The organism is Streptomyces sp. SAS_270, from assembly GCF_052543295.1.
Map to the genome: position 1 here is coordinate 23517 of NZ_JBMNDS010000084.1, position 19917 is coordinate 43433.

Sequence of the window (19917 nt, forward strand, 5' to 3'; positions counted from 1 at the left end):
CGGCCCGGGGCGACACTTGTGCGGCCCCCCAGGCCCTAGAGGAAGGTGTCCGCGTGCCCCGCCGCAGAATCGGCTTCTGGTACCGCTTCGCAGCGGTCCTCTGCAAACCGCCACTGGTGGTTCTGATCAAGCGGGACTGGCGGGGAATGGAGAACATTCCTGCCGAGGGCGGATTTATCACCGCGGTGAACCACAATTCGCACGTGGACCCCTTCGCGTACGCGCACTATCAGTACAACACCGGACGCGTTCCGCGATTCCTGGCCAAGGCCGGGCTTTTCCGGAAGGGATTCGTCGGCGCCGCGATGCGCGGCACCGGACAGATCCCCGTGTACCGCGAGAGCACGGACGCGTTGAGCGCCTTCCGCGCCGCGATCGCGGCCGTGGAGCGCGGCGAGTGCGTCGCCTTCTACCCCGAAGGCACCCTCACCCGCGACCCCGACGGCTGGCCGATGACCGGCAAGACCGGCGCCGCGCGCGTCGCCCTGCAGACCAGGTGCCCGGTGATCCCCGTCGCCCAGTGGGGCGCCAACGAACTGCTCCCGCCGTACGCCAAGAAGCCCAACCTCCTTCCGCGCAAGACCCACCGCGTGCTCGCGGGCCCGCCGGTGGACCTGACGCGCTTCTACGACAAGGAGATGACCCCGGACGTGCTGAAGGAGGCGACGGAGGTCATCATGGCCGCCGTCACCGCCCAGCTGGAGACGATCCGCGGCGAGAAGGCACCCGAGAAGCCCTACGACCCGCGCCAGGTGCGGATCGAGCAGCGCCGCAGGGCCGCGGCGCTGGAGAAGACGCCGGAAACGGCACAGCAGGAAGAGGGGCAGGGGAAGTGAGCAAGCCGGTCAAGGCGGCCGTCTTCGGGACCGGATCGTGGGGCACGGCCTTCGGCATGGTGCTCGCCGACGCGGGCTGCGAGGTCACGCTGTGGGGGCGCCGCGCCGAACTCGCGGAAGCGGTGAACTCCACGCGGACGAACCCGGACTACCTGCCGGGCGTCGAACTCCCCGCGAACCTGCGGGCCACCACCGACGCCGCCGAGGCCGCGCGGGGCGCCGACTTCACCGTGCTCGCGGTGCCCTCGCAGACGCTGCGCGGCAACCTCGCCGAGTGGGCGCCGCTGCTCGCGCCGGACACGGTCCTGGTGTCGTTGATGAAGGGCGTCGAACTCGGCTCCGCGATGCGGATGAGCGAGGTCGTCGAGGACGTCTCCAAGGTCGGCGCGGACCGGATCGCGGTCGTCACCGGACCCAACCTGGCGCGCGAGATCGCCGCCCGGATGCCGGCCGCCGCCGTCGTCGCGTGCAGCGCGGAGCCGGTCGCCCAGCGCCTCCAGGCCGCCTGCCACACGCCGTACTTCCGCCCGTACACGAACACCGACGTGGTGGGCTGCGAACTGGGCGGCGCGGTGAAGAACGTCATCGGCCTCGCCGTCGGCATCGCGGACGGCATGGGCCTGGGCGACAACGCCAAGGGCTCGCTCATCACCCGCGGCCTCGCCGAGACCACCCGGCTCGGCCTCGCGATGGGCGCCGACCCGCTGACCTTCTCCGGCCTCGCGGGCCTCGGCGACCTGGTGGCCACCTGCTCCTCGCCGCTGTCGCGCAACCACACCTTCGGCACCAACCTCGGCAAGGGCATGACCCTGCAGGAGACCATCGCGGTCACCAGGCAGACCGCGGAGGGCGTCAAGTCCTGTGAGTCCGTGCTCGATCTGGCCCGTCGGCACGGCGTCGACATGCCGATCACGGAGACGGTCGTCGCCATCGTGCACGAGGGCAAGCCGCCGGTCGTTGCCGTCAAGGAGCTGATGTCGCGCACCGCCAAGCCGGAACGGCACTGAGCGCGACGCGTGTTGCGGCGCGGACGGCCGGGTTCCACGACGCTGAGCGACCGTACGTACGACGCTGAGCAACCGTCCGCGCGACGTTCGGCGACGGCCGCCGCGGGGCGCTGACTCACCGCCGTACCAACGGGTACTCTCAACCCGATATGAGCACTGAGAACCTCCCCCAGAGCCCCGGGCAGCCGCCTCGCAAACCGCGTGTGGCCGTCGTCTTCGGCGGTCGCAGCTCCGAACACGGGATCTCCGTGGTCACGGCCGGCGCCGTCCTGCGCGCCATCGACCGGACGAAGTACGACGTGCTGCCGATCGGCATCACGCGCGACGGCCGGTGGGCGCTCACCTCGGACGACCCGGATCGGATGGCGATCAGCGACCGCCGCACGCCCAGCGTCGAGGAGCTCGCAGAGTCGGCCGAGGGCGGCGTGATCCTGCCCGTCGACCCGGCCAACCGCGAAGTCGTCTACAGCGAGCCCGGATCGGTCCCCAAGGCGCTGGGCGAGGTCGACGTCGTCTTCCCCGTGCTGCACGGCCCCTACGGCGAGGACGGCACCCTCCAGGGTCTCCTGGAGCTGTCCGGGGTGCCGTACGTGGGCGCGGGCGTGCTCGCCTCGGCCGTCGGCCAGGACAAGGAGTACATGAAGCGGGTGTTCACCTCCTTCGGGCTCAAGGTCGGCCCGTACGTGGTGATCCGGCCGCGCGAGTGGGAGCGCGACGAGTCCGCCGCCCGCAAGAAGATCATCGAGTTCGCGGGCGAGCACGGCTGGCCGCTCTTCGTGAAGCCCGCGCGCGCGGGCTCCTCCATCGGCATCACCAAGGTCGACGAACTCGCCGGTCTCGACGAGGCGATCGAGGAGGCCCAGCGGCACGACCCGAAGATCATCGTGGAGGCCGCGCTGCGCGGCCGCGAGATCGAGTGCGGCGTCCTGGAGTTCGAGGACGGGCCGCGCGCCTCGGTGCCGGCCGAGATCCCGCCGCCGGACGCGCACGCGTACTACGACTTCGAGGCGAAGTACATCGACTCGACGCCGGGCATCGTGCCCGCCCCGCTGACGCCCGACGAGACGGCCGAGGTCCAGCGGCTCGCGGTGGACGCCTTCGAGGCCGCGTCCTGCGAGGGTCTGGTGCGCGCCGACTTCTTCCTCACCGAGGACGGCGAGTTCGTGATCAACGAGATCAACACCATGCCGGGCTTCACGCCGATCTCCATGTACCCGCAGATGTGGCAGGCCAGCGGAATCGGCTACCCCGAGCTGGTGGACCGCCTCGTGCAGGCGGCGCTGCACCGCTCGACGGGACTGCGCTGACCCACCGGCGGTGACTCAGGAGGCGATCCCCTTGGGGATCGCCTTCTTCACAGCTGGGGCCAGTTCGACGAGGACGGCGGAGCTGTCCCCGCGTTCGGCCGGCTTCTTGGGCAGGGTCACCTCGACGTACGCCTCACGCAGGGTCGTGGTGAAGCGGTACGACCCGTCGCCCTGCTTCTCCATCAGCCAGCCCACGCCGTTCACACCGCCGCCGACCGCGTCAGGGTCCCCGCCCTCCGCCACCTTCGGATCGACCATCTTGGGCGGCCGGGTGACACCGCAGCGCAGTATGATCGCCGGGCTTCCCCAGCCCGCCGTCAGCGCGGACCGGGGCTGGGGATCCTTCCGGTCGAGACCGTCCACCTTCCGCGGCAGCGCCTTGTCCAGGTTCTGACACAGCTTGGTGACCTTCGTGCCCGGACTGGGAACCGCGGTCGCGGCCTCGTCGTCTGCTGAGGAGCAGCCCGTGGCAACGATCAACAGTGCGAGCGCGGGCAGCCCGAGAACAGTGCGGTGCCGGGGACGGAAGAAGTTCACCGGCCAAGGGTAGACGGGGGCTAGAGGTGCACCACCGGGCAGGTCAGAGTTCGGGTGATGCCGTCCACTTGCTGGACTTTGGCGACCACCATGCGGCCGAGTTCGTCGACAGTGTCGGCTTGGGCGCGCACGATCACGTCGTACGGTCCGGTCACGTCCTCGGCCTGGATCACCCCCGGGATCTTGCCGATCGTCTCGGCGACGGTCGACGCCTTGCCGACCTCCGTCTGGATCAGGATGTACGCCTGTACCACGGAACCTCCAGGGCGGCCACGAGGATCATGTGGGGAAAAGGAACGCCACGGTATCGCGTCGCTGCTCGCCGCGGGGAGACCCGCGGGGACCGGGACTCGCGCGCCGGGGTGCAGGGACCGCACAAGTTGACGGTCGACTCGACCGTACCGAGGACCGGGACGGCTCGCGACCGGGCGTATACAGGCACAGAAGGGGCAATACGACGATGAAGGGCACCGTTGGCGAGTTGGGGGAGTTCGGGCTCATCCGAGAGCTCACCTCGCGCCTGACCACCACTCCCGCGGTCCGGGTCGGCCCCGGCGACGACGCGGCCGTGGTGGCCGCCCCCGACCGCAGGGTCGTGGCGAGCACCGACATCCTCCTTGAGGGGCGGCACTTCCGCCGGGACTGGTCCACGGCCTACGACGTGGGCCGCAAGGCGGCCGCGCAGAACCTCGCGGACATCGCCGCGATGGGCGCCGTACCGACGGCGCTGCTGCTCGGTCTGGTCGTCCCGGCGGAACTCCCGGCCACCTGGCCGTCCGAGATGATGGACGGGCTGCGTGACGAGTGTCAGGTCGCGGGCGCGGCGGTGGTCGGCGGCGACGTCGTACGCGGCGACACGATCATGGTGTCGATCACCGCACTCGGCGATCTGCGCAACCACGAACCGGTCACCCGGGGCGGGGCCCAGCCCGGTGACGTGGTCGCCGTGACGGGCTGGCTGGGCTGGTCGGCGGCCGGATTCGCGGTGCTCTCCCGCGGCTTCCGCTCGCCGCGCGCCTTCGTGGAGGCGCACCGGCGCCCCGAGCCGCCGTACCACGCGGGTCCGGCCGCGGCCGGACTCGGGGCGACGGCGATGTGCGATGTCAGCGACGGCCTGATCGCGGATCTGGGGCATATCGCCGAGGCGAGCAAGGTGCGTATCGATGTGCGCTCCGGCGCGATCGACATTCCTTCGCAGATGAACGACATCGGGCAGGCCGTCGGCGTCGATCCCCTTCAGTGGGTGCTCACCGGAGGCGAGGACCACGCGATCGTGGCGACCTTCCCGCCGGACGTGAAGCTGCCCGCCCGCTGGAAGGTGATCGGCGAGGTCCTCAACCCCTCGGCGCTGCCTCAGGTGACCGTCGACGGGGCGCCGTGGACCAGCAAGGGCGGCTGGGACCACTTCGGGGACATCGAGTCGTGAGCGGGGCCGGTGACGTGAGCGTGCCCGGTGGCGTCGGTGCGCCGCCGAGGGTGCTGACCGTCGCGGGCTCCGACTCGGGCGGAGGCGCGGGCATCCAGGCCGACTTGAAGACGATGCTCGCGCTCGGCGTGCACGGCATGAGCGTCGTCACGGCCGTCACCGCACAGAACTCCCTCGGCGTACAAGGCGCCTGGGAGCTTCCGGTGGAGGCCGTGCGCGCCCAGTACCGCAGTGTCGTCGACGACATCGGCGTCCAGGCGGTCAAGACCGGCATGCTCGCCTCGGCCGAACTGGTCGAGGCGGTGGCCGAGTTGATCGCCGCAACGGACGCTCCGAGCGTCGTCGACCCGGTGGGCGTCTCCAAGCACGGGGACTCCCTGCTCGCCGAGTCCGCGCTCGACGCCGTACGCACCAGGCTGCTTCCTGCCGCGACCGTCGCCACGCCCAACCTCGACGAGGTCGCCCGGCTGACGGGCGTACGCGTCGAGTCGGAGGCGGACATGCGGCGCGCGGCGGAGGCCGTCCTCGCCCACGGGTCCCGGTGGGCCCTCGTGAAGGGCGGCCACCTGCCCGGGGGCGCCGATGCCGTGGATTTCCTCACCGACGGCTCCGAGGAGCACTGGCTGCGCGCCCCGCGCCACGACAACGGGCACACCCATGGCACGGGCTGCACCCTCGCCTCGGCGATCGCCTCGCAACTCGCCAAGGGGCGGACCGTGCCGGAGGCCGTGGCGGACGCCAAGGCGTACGTCACGGGGGCGATCGCGGCGGGGTTCGCGCTGGGGGGCGGGATCGGGCCGGTGGATCACGGGTGGCGGTTCGATCGCGATCGCGGGCGGGGGTTCAGGGCGACGCCGTAGAAGGTGCGAAGCCGTGGAAGGTTCGAAGCCGTAGAAGGTGCCAAGGCAACAAAAAACCGGTCCACCCTCAGGTGGACCGGTTCTCTGAGCGAACCAGCAGTGGCCGCGCGCTACGTTCCGTCAGCGCGTGACCTTGCCGGCCTTGATGCACGAGGTGCAAGCGTTCACGCGCTTCGGCGTCCCGCCGACCACGGTACGGACGCGCTGGATGTTGGGGTTCCAGCGACGCGGTGTACGGCGGTGCGAGTGCGAGATGTTGTTGCCGAAGCCCGGCCCCTTGCCGCAGACGTCGCAGTTGGCAGCCACGGGTCACTCCAAAGACTTCAGATGCTCTTACGGTTGATCCCGGCATGCCGGGATCAAGATCTAGGATCTGAGTGGCGCTGCCAGGGGGAGAGCCCGATGTGATCGGGCAACCGGAGCAGCATACAACGACTGCGTCCGTAGAACGAAACTACCATGGCCGCACCGGGCTCCGTCCCGGCTCCCCAGGCCCTCCGACCGGCGGGAACACGCTCTGGGTCTACGCTGCGTCCCACGTCCAGCAGCTCAAGGAGGCGCAGGTGCCGCAGGTGCCGCAGACATTCGATGCTCTCGCGGTGCGCACCTGGTGCGGTCTCGCGCTGGAGGCGCTGGGGCGGGCGCGCGAGGAGATCGACGCGATCAACGTCTACCCGGTCGCGGACGGGGACACCGGCACCAATCTCTATCTGACCCTCGAATCGGCCGCCGCCGCGGTCGAGGCCGTCTTCGCAGGGCATGACGCCCTGTACGGCCGGGACCCCGCGGGGAGCGGAGCGGATCCCGGTGCGGCGCGGCCCACGCTCGCGGACGCCGTGCAGGCCATGGCCCACGGGGCGCTGATAGGGGCCCGGGGGAACTCCGGCACGATCCTCGCGCAGCTGCTGCGCGGCATGTCCCAGGTGCTCGCCGCCGACAGTGAGGCGGCTCACACCGACGGGCAGGGCCTGGGGCTCGCCCTCCGGCACGCCGCCGACTCCGCACGCCGGGCCGTCGCCCACCCCGTCGAGGGCACCGTCCTCACGGTCGCCTCCGCCGCCGCCGACGCGGCCGGCGGCGCCGAGGGCGACTGCGGCACGGTCGCGCGTGCGGCGTACGAAGGGGCCCGGGCGGCCCTCGCGGCGACCCCGCGACAGCTGGCGGTCCTGGAGCGGGCCGGGGTGGTCGACGCGGGTGGGCGGGGGCTCGTGGCGGTGCTGGCTGCGCTGGTGGAGACGTTCACGGGGGAGGCGCCGGGGGCGTTGGCGTTGGCGTGGGCTGGGGTTGAAGTTGGGGCTGGGGCTGAGACGGGTGCGGGTGCGGGTGCGGGGTCGGTGGTTGTGTCGGGGGGCGTGGACTCCGACGGGTGCGTGGACGGGCTCTCGGAGGGTGGCGGGCCCGCGTTCGAGGTGATCTACCTGCTGGAAGCCGAGGACTCGGCCGTGGCCAAGCTGCGTGACCGGCTCGACGGGATGGGGGACTCCCTCGTCGTCGTCGGCGGGGACGGGCTGTGGAACGTGCACGTCCACGTGGACGACGCGGGCGCCGCCGTGGAGGCGGGCGTCGAGGCCGGGCGGCCGCACCGGATCCGGATCACTCACTTCGGGCTCGGCGACGCGCACACCGCGGGCGCCCGGGGTGTGGTGCGCCCGCCCCGGGAGCGGGCCCAGCGGGCCGTCGTCGCCGTTGTGCCGGGGGAGGGGCTCGCCGGGCTGTACACGGAGGCGGGCGCGACGACCGTGCTCGCGCGTCCGGGGGAGCCGCCCGCGAGCGGGGAGCTTCTTGCCGCCGTCCATCGAGCCCATGCGCGCGAGGTGGTGCTCCTGCCCAACGACGCCGACCTGCGCCATACCGCTGCCGCGGCCGCCGAGCAGGCGCGGGTCGAGGGGGTCCGGGTCGCGCTGATCCCGACCCGCTCGGCGGTGCAGGGCATCGCCGCGCTCGCCGTGCACGAGGCGGAGCGGCGCTTCGACGAGGACGTCGTCGCGATGACCTCGGCGGCGGGCGCCACCCGCTATGCCGAGGTCGCGATCGCTGAGCGGCAGTCCTGGACCATGGCCGGCATCTGCCAGGCCGGCGACGTCCTCGGGCTCATCGACGGCGACGTCGCCGTGATCGGCTCCGACATCACGGCCACCGCCGAAACCGTCCTCGACCGGATGCTCTCCGCCGGCGGCGAGATGGTCACCCTCGTCCTCGGCGACGAGGCCCCGGACACCATCACCGACCGCCTGGAGGCGAGGGTTCGCGAGACGTACTTGGCGGTGGACACGGTGGTGTACCGGGGCGGGCGGCAGGGGGCGCTGCTGTTGATCGGGGTGGAGTAGTCGTGGGTCGGGTCCGTGCCGGTACGTCTGCCGGCGGGGGCGCGCTTCTGCGGGCAATCGTGCCGCCAGGGGCGGCACGGGTGGGCGCCGCGGCGCCCCGTGAACGCCGGGCTGCGTGACCCACCCCGGGTCACGTCTGCGTGGATGTGAGTTCCAGTAGGCGTTGCGCCTCCGCGCAGCGGGCGCCCGCGGTTTCGTCGGCTGCGGTGCCGTAGGCGGAAAGCACCGCACGCGCGCGTGCGGATGCGGCCGCGGGCCGGTGGAGGTCGGCCTCCAGCCGGCCGGCGGCGAGTTCGGCGCCGGTGCGGGAGTCGAGGAAGTCGTCGCCGAGGGAGGCGAAGACGGCGACCGCGCGCGTGAGGTGGGTGAGGGCCTCCTCGAAGAGGGGGCGGACCACGGCGAGTTCGGCGTCGTCGGGCGCGGAGCGGGCCACCAGGTCGCCGAACTGCTGGTGGGTGTGCCCGAGTTCGGCGACCAGGCCGTCACGGGCCTCGTCGTCCTCGGACGATCCGGAGGCCGCGGGCAGGGAGTGGACCGCGGCCTCGCACACGTGGACCGCCTCCGACATGAGCCTCCGTGCCCCGTCGAGTCCCGCCTCCGTCCGCGACGCCACCCAGGCGCGGGCGCGCAGCGAACGGATCAGACCGTGGACGTTGCCGAGTTCGCGCCAGAGCTCCCCGGCACGGGCGTAGGCCCGGTCGGACTCGGCGGGCAGCCCGGCGTGCCCGAGCGCCTCCGCGGCGAGATGCGCGAGCGTCGCGTGGTCGCCCTGCTCGGGCCAGTGGCGGGCGATGTCCGCGGCCCGCAACCAGTGCTCCGCGGCCTCCCGATGCTCACCGAGCTCGGTCAGGCAGTCCCCGAGCCACCACCGGGTCTGCACGATCGCGCCGTCGCCGTGCATCTGCGCTGTCAGATCGGGCAGCGCCGACTCCAGGACCTCCGCGGCCTCGGCGCAGCGCCCCTGGCGGAGCAGGAATCCGCCGAGCTGATGCCGGGCCCACGCGCCGAGCGCCGGCCCCTCACCCGCCTCGTCGGCCCAGTGCGCCGCCTCCAGGGCGTGGTCGGCGGCGGGCCCGAACCGGCCGGTGGCGCCCAGGAGTTCGGCGAGCTGGAGATGCAGCTGTGCCTGCCCGGTCGCCTCCAGGTACGGGCCCCCGTGCTCCAGCGCTGCCCGTACCGCCCGCTCCGCCTCCGACACGTCACCGAGCTGCCGGGCGATCCCGGCGAGCCGGGAGTCGTACTCGACCGCGAACCACGGCAGCCCCGCCGCCACGAACCCGTCCGCGGCCCGCGCGAAGGCCTCGGAGGCCGCCTCGGCGTCGCCGGCATGTGCCGCGAGCTCTCCGAGCATCGCGTGCGCCTCCGCCGCCCGTGAGGCCACCTGTGCGTCCGCGAGGTGCGGCTCGGCGAGGGCCAGCAGTTCCCGTGCGGCCTCCTCGGCGGCGGCCACGACCGCACCCCCGGGCTCCGCCTCGGACTCGTGCACCCGGTGCATCAGGATCCGGGCCCGTCCCACGAGCACGGACGCCGTCTGGCGTACGCCGGTGCGGTCCTCGGCGAAGAGGGCGCGCACCTCCTCGTAGAGCGCTGAGACGGCTGTCAGGGCCTTCTCGGTACCGCCACCGGACAACGCGCGTACGTAGGCCCCACGCGCGCGTGCCGCCAGTGCCTCGCCCGGGTCGCCCGCCTCCTCGTACAGCGCGGCCGCCCGCTCGAAGAGCTCGATGCCCTCCGGGCCGCGGCCCATCGCCGTGTGGTCGGCGATCTCCGCGCGGTCCCGGGCGCCCAGCTCATGGCCCTCGGCGGCACGGGAGACCGCCTCCCAGGCCTCGGCGGCATCGGGGTGCCGGACGTCCGCGAGACGCCGGGCCTCGGCCAGCAGGGCGGACAGATCCGGTGCGGAGGAGGACTCCGTCGCGGCGCGCGACATGGGCGCGGGAGCCGGCCGCTGTGCCGCACGTGGGGAGCGCACGCCGAGCGGCAGCCGGTCCAGCAGCGGGCGCCGGTCCATCCGAGCGCGGGCGCGCTCGCTGACGTACGACGTGCCGTTGCGCGCGTCGAAGCGCTCGGCCAGCGCGAGGGCCTCCACGCGCGCGTGGGCGGCGAGTTCGGTGGCGGTCCAGACGCGGCCGACGGGGCCGGGGACGGCCTGGCCGCCCAGTCCCCGCTCGGTGAGGCGGTCCATGAGGGCAGCCGTCACGGCCATGAAGTCCAGCTTGCTGCGCGGGTCCCCGGAGTCCGTGAAGTACGCGGGGCGCTCCGCGAGCAGCTCCAGGGCGCGCGCCTCGTTGCCGGAGAGCGCGCAGAACTCCACGTGGTCCGCGTACGCGCCGCGCATGCTCTCCATGACGCGCACCAGCCTGAAGCCCCTCAGATGGTGGGCGCGCGCCTCGTCCGGGCGGCCCAGGCGCAGCAGCGGCAGCAGGGAGGAGGCCAGCACGGTGTGCGGTTCGTGGGCGCAGGTGTGCTCGCCCTCCAGGACCGGGCGCCACAGCTCCAACGCCTCCGCGTCCGCGTCGCGCTCGGCTCGCCACCAGCCCTGGCTGTGCAGCTCGCACGCGTGGCAGTCGGCCATGCTGTCCCGGTCGGCGGCCAGCCAGGCGGCGAACGCCCGCTCGGCACGCCCCACGTCCCCGATGTGCGCGGCCACGCTGAACTCGGCGCCGCGCACCGCCCGTTCGGAGTGTCCGGCCAGCCGGTAGCGGCGCTCCATCTCGCCGAGCCACTTCTCTATGGAGGCGAGCGGGATGTGCGGCTGGTCCAGCATTCCGGCCGTCATCCACTTGAAGACCCAGTGCAGCGAGTGGATCTCGTACTCGTCGAAGTCCTCGGGGTGCTCGTCCCACATGCGCAGCAGGCGCGCGAAGGGGACGAACATCTTGTCCTTCTCGGAGCTGTAGTTGTAGACCTTCAGCTGGTGTCCGAGCGCCTCGATCACGGCGAGGGGGATGTCCAGCTTCTCGGCCTCGGTGAGCAGCTGCTCCGCGCGTGCGTTGCGGGCCGGCCCCTCCGGCTGCTCGCCGTTGTCCGCCATCGCCTCGCGCAGGCTGTCGAAGTCCATGGCCCGGCTCATCGGCGGCCGTCCTCCCCGGTGTCGGTGTGGGTGGCCCATGCGAGGAGGCCGATGAACGCGCGGTTCAGGAGCGCGGAGTCCGCGGGCCGCAGCGGGCGCTGCGCCATCAGCAGGGCCTGTCCGTAGAGGGACTCCGTGGCCGTGCCGATCAGGTCGGGATCGCGCAGTGAACTGATCCTTCGGATCAGTGGGTTGAGGTGGTTGAGCACCAGACGCGCGCGTGGGGCACTCCCGCGCAGCGAGCCGAGGATGCCCGCCCACAGGTCGTCGGCCTGCTCCTCGGCGTCCGCGCGGGCCTGCTCGTGGCGGGCCGAGCGGTCGTCCAGGTGCAGGGCGGGCACCGAGAGGGGGTGGAAGGCGCGCAGCACGACGTCGCAGCCCAGGGGGTCGAGTTTCGCCCGCGCCGCGGACAGGAAGCCCGCCAGAGCCAGTTCCTCGGCCGGGTCGACGGAGTCCAGGTGCGCGGTCACCGTGTCGGCGTCCAGCTCGGCGACGACCGTCCCGGGGCGTACGGACGGCAGCGCCTCCACCAGCTCGCTGTCGTACGTGTAACCGCCGTTGATCACCCCGACGCCCTGCGCGGACGCGATCGGCGCGACCTGCCGGTACTCCTCCACGGTCCGCGTGAAGTGCACCACCGGGTGCCGCTGTGCGAACTCCTCCAGGGACAGCCGTCCGTCGGTCGTCTCGAAGGGCAGCCACGGCAGCATCGTGCGCAGCATCTCCTTGTCGTGCCGCGCCAGGGACTTCACGCCCAGGTGGTGCACGGACAGGAAGGCCGTGAGGCGCTCGGGGTCGCCCGCCGCGAGTCCGGTCAGCCAGTCGCGGATCCGCTCGCCGAGCGCCTCGCGTACGGCCGCCAGGGTCTCGTCCTCGTACAGCGCCTCGCGTGACGCCGTGGGCCGCAGACTGTCCGTGTCCAGGACGCAGCGCACGAAGAACGCCCAGTCGGGCAGCAGCTGTTCGGCCCGGTCGGTCAGCAGCATGCCCTTGAGGTGCACCCGGTGTCCGGCGCGCTGGGCGGGGCTGACCGCGGACGGCAGGACATGGGCCACACCTCGGACACCGGCGAGCGGGACGTCCAGGTCGATCGAGTCCAGCGGCGTGAAGCCGAACAGGTCGTGGCAGTGCCGCGCCAGGGCCACCCTTCGGGTGGCGGGGCTCGGGTACGGGCGGTCCCAGGGCGCCGGAAGGTCCGTGACCGCCTCACCGCCCACGCGCACGTCGTACGGCAGCAGCGACCCGAAGTCCCGGGCCAGCGAGCGCACCCGCTCCTCGCTCAGCCACTCGCCGGCCCCGGCCCGCGCCACCAGGTGCACGGTGGTGCCCGGTTCGGTGCGGGCCTCGTCGGGCAGCGTCCGCACGGTGTACGAGCCGTCGTCGGCCGCCGTCCACTCCACGGGCGGGGCGTCGGGCGTCCGCGCGCTGCGGCTGACGACCCGGATGCGCTCGGCGACGACGAAGCAGGCCAGCAGGCCGATGCCGAACTGGCCCAGGAAGTCGGAGCGCGCGGACTCCAGGCCCTCACCCCGCTTGGAGCTGCGGCCGATGGTGGCGAGGAGGCTGTGCACATCGGACTCGGTGAGCCCCACGCCGGAGTCCTCGACGCGCAGGGCGCCGCCCTCGACGTACAGCCGCACCTCGGCGGGCGCGTCCGGCTGCTCGGCGCGCCGTGCCGTGATCGCGTCCACGGCGTTCTGCAGCAGCTCCCGCAGATAGACCTTGGGGCTCGAATAGAGGTGATGGGAGAGCAGGTCCACCAGACCACGCAGGTCGACCTGGAAGGTATGAGGCGGAAGAGGTGACTGAGGTGCCTGGGGTGACTGGGAAGTCTCAGAGTCCATCGTCGCAGCGCCGGAGGGGGGAACGGGCGACGGCGCGGGGTCGGGCGGTCCCGTCAGGCGGTGACCGCGAAAGGGCCGGAGCGCGTCATCCTAGGCCCGGACCGACCTGTCTGACCAGGGGAAAACCGTCGGCCCGGCCGACGAGAACGAGCCGCGCGACCAGCGGATTCGGGGGACGTATGCCGCATTGTCAGTGCGGTGGTGTGCAATGGATCTCGTGCCCGTGCTCGATGAACCACTGAAGAAAACGCTCGGACCCGCCACCGCGAAGGTGATGGCCGAGCACCTCGGCCTGCACACCGTCGGGGATCTGCTGCACCACTACCCGCGCAGATACGAGGAGCGCGGGCAGCTCACGCACCTCGCCGACCTGCCGATGGACGAGCACGTGACGGTGGTCGCCCAGGTCGCCGACGCCCGGCTGCTCACCTTCGCCTCCTCCAAGGCGCCCCGGGGCAAGGGCCAGCGGCTCGAAGTGACCATCACGGACGGCAGCGGCCGCCTCCAGCTGGTCTTCTTCGGCAGCGGCGTGCACAAGCCGCACAAGGAGCTCCTGCCCGGCACGCGCGCGATGTTCTCGGGCAAGGTCTCCGTCTTCAACCGCCGCCTGCAACTGGCCCATCCGGCGTACGAACCGCTGCGCGGCGACAGCGACGAGGCCGCCGAGAGCGTCGACAGCTGGGCGGGCGCCCTCATCCCGATCTACCCGGCGACCGCCAAGCTGGAGTCCTGGAAGATCGCCAAGTGCGTCCAGCTGGTGCTGCCGAGCGCCCAGGAGGCCGTCGACCCGCTGCCGGACTCCCTCCGGGACGGCCGAGGCCTGGTCTCCCTCCCCGAAGCCCTCCTGAAGATCCACCGCCCGCACACCAAGGCGGACATCGAGGACGCCCGCTCACGCCTCAAGTGGGACGAGGCCTTCGTCCTCCAGGTCGCCCTGGCCCGCCGCCGCCACGCCGACGCCCAACTCCCGGCCGTGGCAAGGAAACCCCGGCCCGACGGTCTCCTCACCGCCTTCGACGCCAAACTCCCCTTCACCCTCACGGACGGTCAGCAGAAGGTCTCGAAGGAGATCTTCGACGACCTCGCGACCGAGCATCCGATGCACCGGCTGCTCCAGGGAGAGGTCGGTTCCGGCAAGACGATGGTGGCCCTGCGCGCCATGCTCGCCGTCGTCGACGCGGGCGGACAGGCCGCCATGCTCGCGCCCACCGAAGTCCTCGCACAGCAGCACCACCGGTCGGTCACCGAGATGATGGGGGAGCTCGCCGAGGGCGGCATGCTCGGCGGGGCCGAGCACTCCACCAAGGTCGTGCTGCTCACCGGGTCGATGGGCGCCGCCGGGCGCCGGCAGGCACTGCTGGACCTGGTGACGGGGGAGGCCGGGATCGTCATCGGCACCCACGCGCTGATCGAGGACAAGGTGCAGTTCCACGACCTCGGTCTGGTCGTGGTGGACGAACAGCACCGCTTCGGTGTCGAGCAGCGCGACGCCCTGCGCGGCAAGGGCAAACAGCCCCCGCACCTGCTCGTCATGACCGCCACGCCCATCCCGCGCACGGTCGCGATGACCGTCTTCGGTGACCTGGAGACCTCCGTCCTCGACCAGCTCCCCGCCGGGCGCTCGCCCATCGCCAGCCATGTCGTCCCGGCCGCCGACAAGCCGCACTTCCTGGCCAGGGCCTGGGAGCGGGTGCGCGAGGAGGTGAGCAACGGCCATCAGGCGTACGTCGTCTGCCCGCGCATCGGCGACGACGCCGAGGAAGCAGCCGATTCCAGGAAGGGCAAGAAGAAGTCCCCCGAGGACGAGGCCGAGAAGCGGCCCCCGCTCGCCGTCCTCGACATCGCCGACCAACTCGCCAAGGGGCCCCTCCAAGGGCTCAAGGTCGAGGTGCTGCACGGTCGCATGCAGCCCGACGACAAGGACGCCGTGATGCGCCGCTTCGCCGCCGGTGAGACGGACGTCCTGGTCGCCACCACGGTCATCGAGGTCGGGGTCAACGTGCCCAACGCCACCGCGATGGTGATCATGGACGCCGACCGGTTCGGTGTGTCGCAGCTCCACCAGTTGCGCGGCCGGGTCGGCCGTGGCTCGGCGCCGGGCCTGTGTCTCCTGGTCAGCGAGATGCCCGAGGCGAGCGCGGCCCGCCAGCGGCTGAACGCGGTGGCGGCCACCCTCGACGGCTTCGAGCTCTCCCGTATCGACCTGGAGCAGCGCCGCGAGGGTGACGTCCTCGGCCAGGCCCAGTCCGGGGCCCGCACCTCCCTGCGGATGCTCGCCGTCATCGAGGACGAGGAGATCATCGCCGAGGCAAGGGAAGAGGCCGCGGCGGTCGTGGCGGCGGACCCCGAGCTGAGGGACCTCCCCGGCCTGCGGACGGCCCTGGACGCCCTGTTGGACGAGGAGAGGGAGCAGTACCTGGAGAAGGGGTGAGGGAGACTGCCCAAGGGGCGCGCGGCCGTAATCCCCATGCGGTTACCGCCACGAGGGCGCGACCAGCCACACTGAACGTGAAACCGTCCACGACCAAGGACCGAAGATGACCCGCGTGATCGCCGGCGCAGCCGGGGGACGTCGCCTCGCCGTGCCGCCGGGCAATGGCACCCGCCCCACCTCCGACCGGGCGCGCGAGGGCCTCTTCTCCACGTGGCAGTCCCTGCTCGGCGCCCCCCTGCAGGGCGAGCGCGTGCTCGACCTGTACGCCGGCTCGGGCGCCGTGGGCCTGGAGGCGCTCAGCCGCGGCGCCGGCCACGCCCTCCTCGTGGAGGCCGACGCCCGCGCGGCCCGGGTCATCCGGGAGAACGTGCAGTCGCTGGGGCTGCCCGGCGCCGAGGTCAGGTCGGGCAAAGCGGAGCAGATCATCCAGGGCGCGGCGCCCACGGCACCGTACGACCTGGTCTTCCTCGACCCGCCGTACGCCGTCTCGGACGCCGATCTTCGCGAGATTCTGCTCACACTCCGCACGCAGGGGTGGCTCGCGGGCGAAGCCCTCGTCACCGTGGAGCGCAGCACCAGAGGCGGCGTATTCGAGTGGCCGGACGGCTTCGACGCGATCCGGGCCCGTCGCTACGGCGAGGGAACGTTTTGGTACGGTCGCGCCGCCTCTACGTGCGAAGACGCACGATGACCGGACCGGAGAGCGAGGGAACTCAGTTGCGCCGCGCCGTCTGTCCCGGGTCGTACGACCCTGTGACCAATGGACACCTCGACATCATTGCCCGCGCCTCCAAGCTGTACGACGTGGTGCATGTCGTCGTGATGATCAACCAGGCCAAGAAGGGCCTGTTCACCGTCGAGGAGCGCCTCGACCTGCTCCGCCAGGTCACCGCCGACTACGGCAATGTGGAGGTGGAGTCCTTCCACGGACTCCTCGTCGACTTCTGCAAGCAGCGCGACATCCCGGCGATCGTCAAGGGCCTGCGCGCCGTCAGCGACTTCGACTACGAGTTGCAGATGGCCCAGATGAACAACGGTCTGTCGGGCGTGGAGACCCTCTTCGTTCCCACCAACCCCACGTACAGCTTCCTGTCGTCCTCCCTCGTCAAGGAGGTCGCGACCTGGGGCGGCGACGTGTCCCACCTGGTGCCGCCCCAGGTTCTCGAAGTACTCAAGGGACGACTGCGGAAGGACTGAGGCGCCCGCCGGGAGCTGACGGTCCGTCACCCGGTGTCGGGCGGGGCGGGAGTGGTCGTACAGTCGACCCGTCCGTCTCCATCACAGCTGTAGAGAGTGGCGAGCACACGGTGGACGTGCAGAAGAAGCTCGATGAGATCGTCGCGGCGGTGTCCGGCGCCCGGTCGATGCCCATGTCGGCCTCGTGCGTGGTCAACCGCGCCGAGCTGCTCTCGATGCTCGAGGAAGTGCGCCAGGCGCTGCCCGGCTCCCTCGCCCAGGCCCAGGAGCTCATCGGCGACCAGGCGCACATGGTCGAGCAGGCCCGGCTGGAGGCCCAGCGGATCATCGAGGGCGCACACGCCGAACGCGGCTCCCTGATCTCCGACACCGAGGTCGCCCGCCGCTCGCAGAACGAGGCCGACCGCATCCTCACCGAGGCCCGCCAGGAGGCCGAGGAGGTCCGCGCGGAGGCCGACGACTACGTCGACTCCAAGCTCGCCAACTTCGAGGTCGTCCTCACCAAGACCCTCGGCTCCGTCGGCCGCGGCCGCGAGAAGCTCCTGGGCACCGGCCCCGGCACCGACGAGCAGGGCTACGAGGACGAGGACGCCCCGGAGCGCAGCCACGACCCCGAGACGCTGCGCCGCAACGCCGACGACTACGTCGACGTGAAGCTCGGCGCCTTCGAGGCCGTCCTCGCCAAGACCCTGGACGCGGTCGGCCGCGGCCGTCAGAAGCTGCACGGCCGGATCGCCAGCGACGACCTGAGCGATCTGAGCGACCTCGCGGACGACGGGACCTCCGGCGCGCACACCAGCGACGCCGACTACCTGGCCGGCCTCGCGGACCTCGCGGACACCCCCGCCCCCGCCGAACAGCCGCAGGACCCCTACGGCTACCAGCAGCAGGCCGCCCCCCAGCAGGTGGACGCCTACGGCTACCAGCAGCAGTACGCCCAGCAGGACCCCTACGGCTACCAGCAGACCGATCCGTACGCCGCGTACGCGCAGCAGGGCTACGACCAGCAGCAGGGCTACGACCAGAACGCCGTGCACCAGGGGCAGCAGGTCTACGCCCAGCCCGAGCAGCAGCAGCCGCAGACGCAGGCTCTCGACGAGACCAGCCTCTTCGACACCGGCATGATCAGTGCGGAGCAGCTGAGGGCGTACGAACAGGGGCGCGGCGGTCACTGAGGGCCCCGGCGCACACCGGATTGGGCCGAGAGGGAAAGGTCCAGTATCCTGGCTCTTCGGTCGCGCGTACGTCCGCGATCACAGCTGCCCGGGAACGCCAGGGGCAGCACCCCTTTGAGCTTCGAGGATCGAAAGCAGGAATGGCTCTGAACGCCCGCCTTGACCACCGCAACCCTCTCGTGTTCGACACACACGAGCTGGGACGGCGTCCTGGCGCGCTGCAGCGCCTGAACCGCACGGTCGACGCCCCCAAGGACTTCGGTATCGAAGGGGTCATCGGAGTGCCGGAAGGCGCCCCGGTGGAGCTGGAGCTCCGGCTTGAGTCGGTCATGGAAGGGGTGCTCGTCACAGGCACCGCCCGTGCACTGGCCAAGGGGGAGTGCGTAAGGTGTCTGGAGCCGCTCGGGCTGGAGCTCGAAGCGGAATTCCAGGAGATGTTCTCGTACCCTGACGCCGACGACCGGGGCCGCCCCAAAGCGGAGCCGGCCGACGACGCCGAGGAAGACGAGGACACGCTCTTCATCGAGGACGGCCTGTTCGACCTCGAACCCGTGCTGCGTGATGCGGTGGTGCTCGCACTGCCGATGCAGCCGGTGGATCAGGACGACTGCCCCGGCCTGTGCTCCCAATGCGGAGTCCGGCTTGCGGACGACCCGGACCACCACCACGACGCCGTCGACATCCGTTGGGCGGCACTGCAGGGACTCGCTGGTTCATCCGGAGACGGCGAGAAGGACGAGTTGAGCGGCGGCGCGCTTCCATCAGCGCACGCCGACGAGAAGCAGGAGAAGTAGCCGTGGCTGTTCCGAAGCGGAAGATGTCGCGCAGCAACACGCGCCACCGCCGGTCGCAGTGGAAGGCTGCGGTCCCCACCCTGGTTGCGTGCGAGCGCTGCCACGAGCCCAAGCTGCAGCACATCGCGTGCCCTGCTTGTGGCACCTACAACAAGCGCCAGGTCCTCGAGGTCTGAGCGGCTGGTGAGAGGTCTGATGTCTGACGCCAAGGCGGAATCAAACGCCAAGAAAAAGGCGGACAACACAGCCTCGTCCCACACGCTTCTGGAAGGGCGGCTCGGGTACAAGCTCGAGTCCGCCCTTCTGGTGCGTGCGCTGACCCACCGTTCGTACGCATACGAGAACGGCGGTCTGCCGACCAACGAGCGCCTGGAGTTCCTCGGGGACTCCGTCCTCGGCCTCGTGGTAACGGACACGCTGTACCGCACCCACCCCGACCTGCCTGAAGGCCAACTGGCCAAGTTGCGGGCCGCGGTGGTCAACTCGCGTGCGCTGGCGGAGGTCGGTCGCGGTCTCGAACTGGGCTCCTTCATCCGGCTCGGCCGGGGTGAAGAGGGCACAGGAGGCCGGGACAAGGCGTCCATCCTCGCCGACACCCTTGAAGCGGTGATCGGCGCTGTCTATCTCGACCAGGGTCTCGACGCGGCGGGCGAACTCGTCCACCGTCTCTTCGACCCACTGATCGAGAAGTCCTCGAATCTCGGTGCCGGCCTGGACTGGAAGACCAGTCTCCAGGAGCTCACCGCGACCGAGGGGCTCGGGGTTCCCGAGTACCTGGTCTCGGAGACCGGCCCGGATCACGAGAAGACCTTTACTGCTGCCGCCCGCGTCGGAGGCGTCTCGTACGGCACCGGCACCGGCCGCAGCAAGAAGGAGGCGGAACAGCAGGCCGCGGAGTCCGCGTGGCGTGCGATCCGTTCCGCCGCGGACGAGCGCATCGAGTCGGCCCGGGCCGCCGAGCAGGCAGCCCAGGCTGCCGAGGCGTCGGCCCAGGTCACCGAGGGGACGGTCGACACCCCCTCGGCTCCGACGAGCGACCCGGCCACGGCCTGAATCCTTCATCACGCAGGCGAAGTATCCGAACCCCGGCGCACCGCACC

At 71.6% G+C, this 19917-nt stretch carries 17 protein-coding genes and 1 pseudogene; 13 read left to right on the top strand and 5 right to left on the bottom strand.

The genetic code is table 11. The features are described from left to right. The first annotated feature begins 53 nt into the window (after positions 1 to 53). The 3 genes from ACN6LB_RS37640 (at position 54) to ACN6LB_RS37650 (ending at position 3150) form a co-directional block, all read left to right on the top strand. A complete protein-coding gene (locus ACN6LB_RS37640; protein WP_445029778.1) occupies positions 54 to 836 on the top strand; it encodes a lysophospholipid acyltransferase family protein in 783 nt (260 codons plus the stop codon). After that, a complete protein-coding gene (locus ACN6LB_RS37645; RefSeq protein WP_356141983.1) occupies positions 833 to 1843 on the top strand; it encodes an NAD(P)H-dependent glycerol-3-phosphate dehydrogenase in 1011 nt (336 codons plus the stop codon). Before ACN6LB_RS37640 ends, ACN6LB_RS37645 begins: the two co-directional genes overlap by 4 nt. Before the next feature lie 149 nt (positions 1844 to 1992). Next, a complete protein-coding gene (locus ACN6LB_RS37650) occupies positions 1993 to 3150 on the top strand; it encodes a D-alanine--D-alanine ligase family protein (RefSeq protein ID WP_445029779.1) in 1158 nt (385 codons plus the stop codon). Between the two features lie 15 nt (positions 3151 to 3165). On the opposite strand, the gene ACN6LB_RS37655 is transcribed toward ACN6LB_RS37650, so the two are convergent. Together ACN6LB_RS37655 and ACN6LB_RS37660 are read right to left on the bottom strand one after the other, a co-directional pair. Further along, complete coding sequence (locus ACN6LB_RS37655) at positions 3166 to 3687, bottom strand: DUF3515 domain-containing protein (RefSeq protein WP_356141988.1); 522 nt, start codon at positions 3685 to 3687, stop codon at positions 3166 to 3168. A gap of 20 nt (positions 3688 to 3707) precedes the next feature. Further along, entirely contained in the window at positions 3708 to 3941 is a 234-nt protein-coding gene (locus tag ACN6LB_RS37660) for an Lrp/AsnC family transcriptional regulator (RefSeq protein WP_037625030.1), read from the bottom strand. 206 nt (positions 3942 to 4147) lie between these two features. On the opposite strand from ACN6LB_RS37660, the gene ACN6LB_RS37665 reads away from it, so the two are divergent. Further along, complete coding sequence (locus tag ACN6LB_RS37665; protein ID WP_356141991.1) at positions 4148 to 5113, top strand: thiamine-phosphate kinase; 966 nt, start codon at positions 4148 to 4150, stop codon at positions 5111 to 5113. Further along, a complete protein-coding gene (gene thiD, locus ACN6LB_RS37670) occupies positions 5110 to 5973 on the top strand; it encodes a bifunctional hydroxymethylpyrimidine kinase/phosphomethylpyrimidine kinase (protein WP_445029780.1) in 864 nt (287 codons plus the stop codon). Before ACN6LB_RS37665 ends, thiD begins: the two co-directional genes overlap by 4 nt. Before the next feature lie 120 nt (positions 5974 to 6093). Here the strand turns inward: thiD and rpmB are convergent, their stop codons facing one another. Further along, complete coding sequence (gene rpmB / locus ACN6LB_RS37675; protein WP_037625034.1) at positions 6094 to 6279, bottom strand: 50S ribosomal protein L28; 186 nt, start codon at positions 6277 to 6279, stop codon at positions 6094 to 6096. A gap of 257 nt (positions 6280 to 6536) precedes the next feature. On the opposite strand from rpmB, the gene ACN6LB_RS37680 reads away from it, so the two are divergent. After that, positions 6537 to 8300 (top strand): DAK2 domain-containing protein, encoded by a 1764-nt coding sequence (locus tag ACN6LB_RS37680; RefSeq protein WP_445029781.1) that lies wholly within the window; start codon positions 6537 to 6539, stop codon positions 8298 to 8300. Positions 8301 to 8430: 130 nt separating this feature from the next. Here the strand turns inward: ACN6LB_RS37680 and ACN6LB_RS37685 are convergent, their stop codons facing one another. Next, the gene (locus tag ACN6LB_RS37685) at positions 8431 to 11373 is read right to left on the bottom strand and encodes a tetratricopeptide repeat protein (protein WP_445029782.1); all 2943 of its coding nucleotides are present in this window, start codon (positions 11371 to 11373) and stop codon (positions 8431 to 8433) included. Beyond that, on the bottom strand, positions 11370 to 13217 hold the full coding sequence (locus ACN6LB_RS37690) for an HSP90 family protein (protein ID WP_445029783.1): 1848 nt from the start codon (positions 13215 to 13217) through the stop codon (positions 11370 to 11372). Before ACN6LB_RS37690 ends, ACN6LB_RS37685 begins: the two co-directional genes overlap by 4 nt. Before the next feature lie 208 nt (positions 13218 to 13425). On the opposite strand from ACN6LB_RS37690, the gene recG reads away from it, so the two are divergent. The 7 genes and pseudogenes from recG to rnc all read left to right on the top strand — a co-directional run bounded on the left by recG (position 13426) and on the right by rnc (position 19870). After that, positions 13426 to 15648, top strand: a complete 2223-nt coding sequence (gene recG / locus ACN6LB_RS37695) for an ATP-dependent DNA helicase RecG (RefSeq protein WP_445029784.1) — start codon at positions 13426 to 13428, stop codon at positions 15646 to 15648. Positions 15649 to 15751: 103 nt separating this feature from the next. Next, a pseudogene (rsmD, locus tag ACN6LB_RS37700) lies at positions 15752 to 16342 on the top strand (16S rRNA (guanine(966)-N(2))-methyltransferase RsmD); the annotation flags it as partial. Between the two features lie 26 nt (positions 16343 to 16368). Next, positions 16369 to 16848 carry a pantetheine-phosphate adenylyltransferase gene (gene coaD, locus ACN6LB_RS37705; RefSeq protein WP_445029789.1) on the top strand — a complete coding sequence of 160 codons (480 nt, stop codon included), beginning with the start codon at positions 16369 to 16371 and terminating at the stop codon, positions 16846 to 16848. 110 nt (positions 16849 to 16958) lie between these two features. After that, positions 16959 to 18023: a cell division initiation protein gene (locus tag ACN6LB_RS37710; protein ID WP_445029785.1), complete on the top strand. Its 1065-nt coding sequence runs from the start codon at positions 16959 to 16961 to the stop codon at positions 18021 to 18023. Between the two features lie 140 nt (positions 18024 to 18163). After that, positions 18164 to 18817 (top strand): YceD family protein, encoded by a 654-nt coding sequence (locus ACN6LB_RS37715; protein WP_356142005.1) that lies wholly within the window; start codon positions 18164 to 18166, stop codon positions 18815 to 18817. Between the two features lie 2 nt (positions 18818 to 18819). Next, a complete protein-coding gene (gene rpmF, locus ACN6LB_RS37720) occupies positions 18820 to 18993 on the top strand; it encodes a 50S ribosomal protein L32 (protein ID WP_006139588.1) in 174 nt (57 codons plus the stop codon). 19 nt (positions 18994 to 19012) lie between these two features. After that, positions 19013 to 19870, top strand: coding sequence for a ribonuclease III (gene rnc / locus ACN6LB_RS37725; protein ID WP_356142007.1), 858 nt, complete (start codon positions 19013 to 19015; stop codon positions 19868 to 19870). Positions 19871 to 19917 lie beyond the last annotated feature (47 nt).

Excerpts from the sequence above, each read along its gene's own strand:
- ACN6LB_RS37650 (WP_445029779.1), top strand. The coding sequence starts at position 1,993 with ATGAGCACTGAGAACCTCCCCCAGAGCCCCGGGCAGCCGCCTCGCAAA.
- ACN6LB_RS37665 (WP_356141991.1), top strand. The coding sequence starts at position 4,148 with ATGAAGGGCACCGTTGGCGAGTTGGGGGAGTTCGGGCTCATCCGAGAG.
- ACN6LB_RS37685 (WP_445029782.1), bottom strand. The coding sequence starts at position 11,373 with ATGAGCCGGGCCATGGACTTCGACAGCCTGCGCGAGGCGATGGCGGAC.
- ACN6LB_RS37690 (WP_445029783.1), bottom strand. The coding sequence starts at position 13,217 with ATGGACTCTGAGACTTCCCAGTCACCCCAGGCACCTCAGTCACCTCTT.
- recG (WP_445029784.1), top strand. The coding sequence starts at position 13,426 with ATGGATCTCGTGCCCGTGCTCGATGAACCACTGAAGAAAACGCTCGGA.
- ACN6LB_RS37715 (WP_356142005.1), top strand. The coding sequence starts at position 18,164 with ATGGCTCTGAACGCCCGCCTTGACCACCGCAACCCTCTCGTGTTCGAC.
- rnc (WP_356142007.1), top strand. The coding sequence starts at position 19,013 with ATGTCTGACGCCAAGGCGGAATCAAACGCCAAGAAAAAGGCGGACAAC.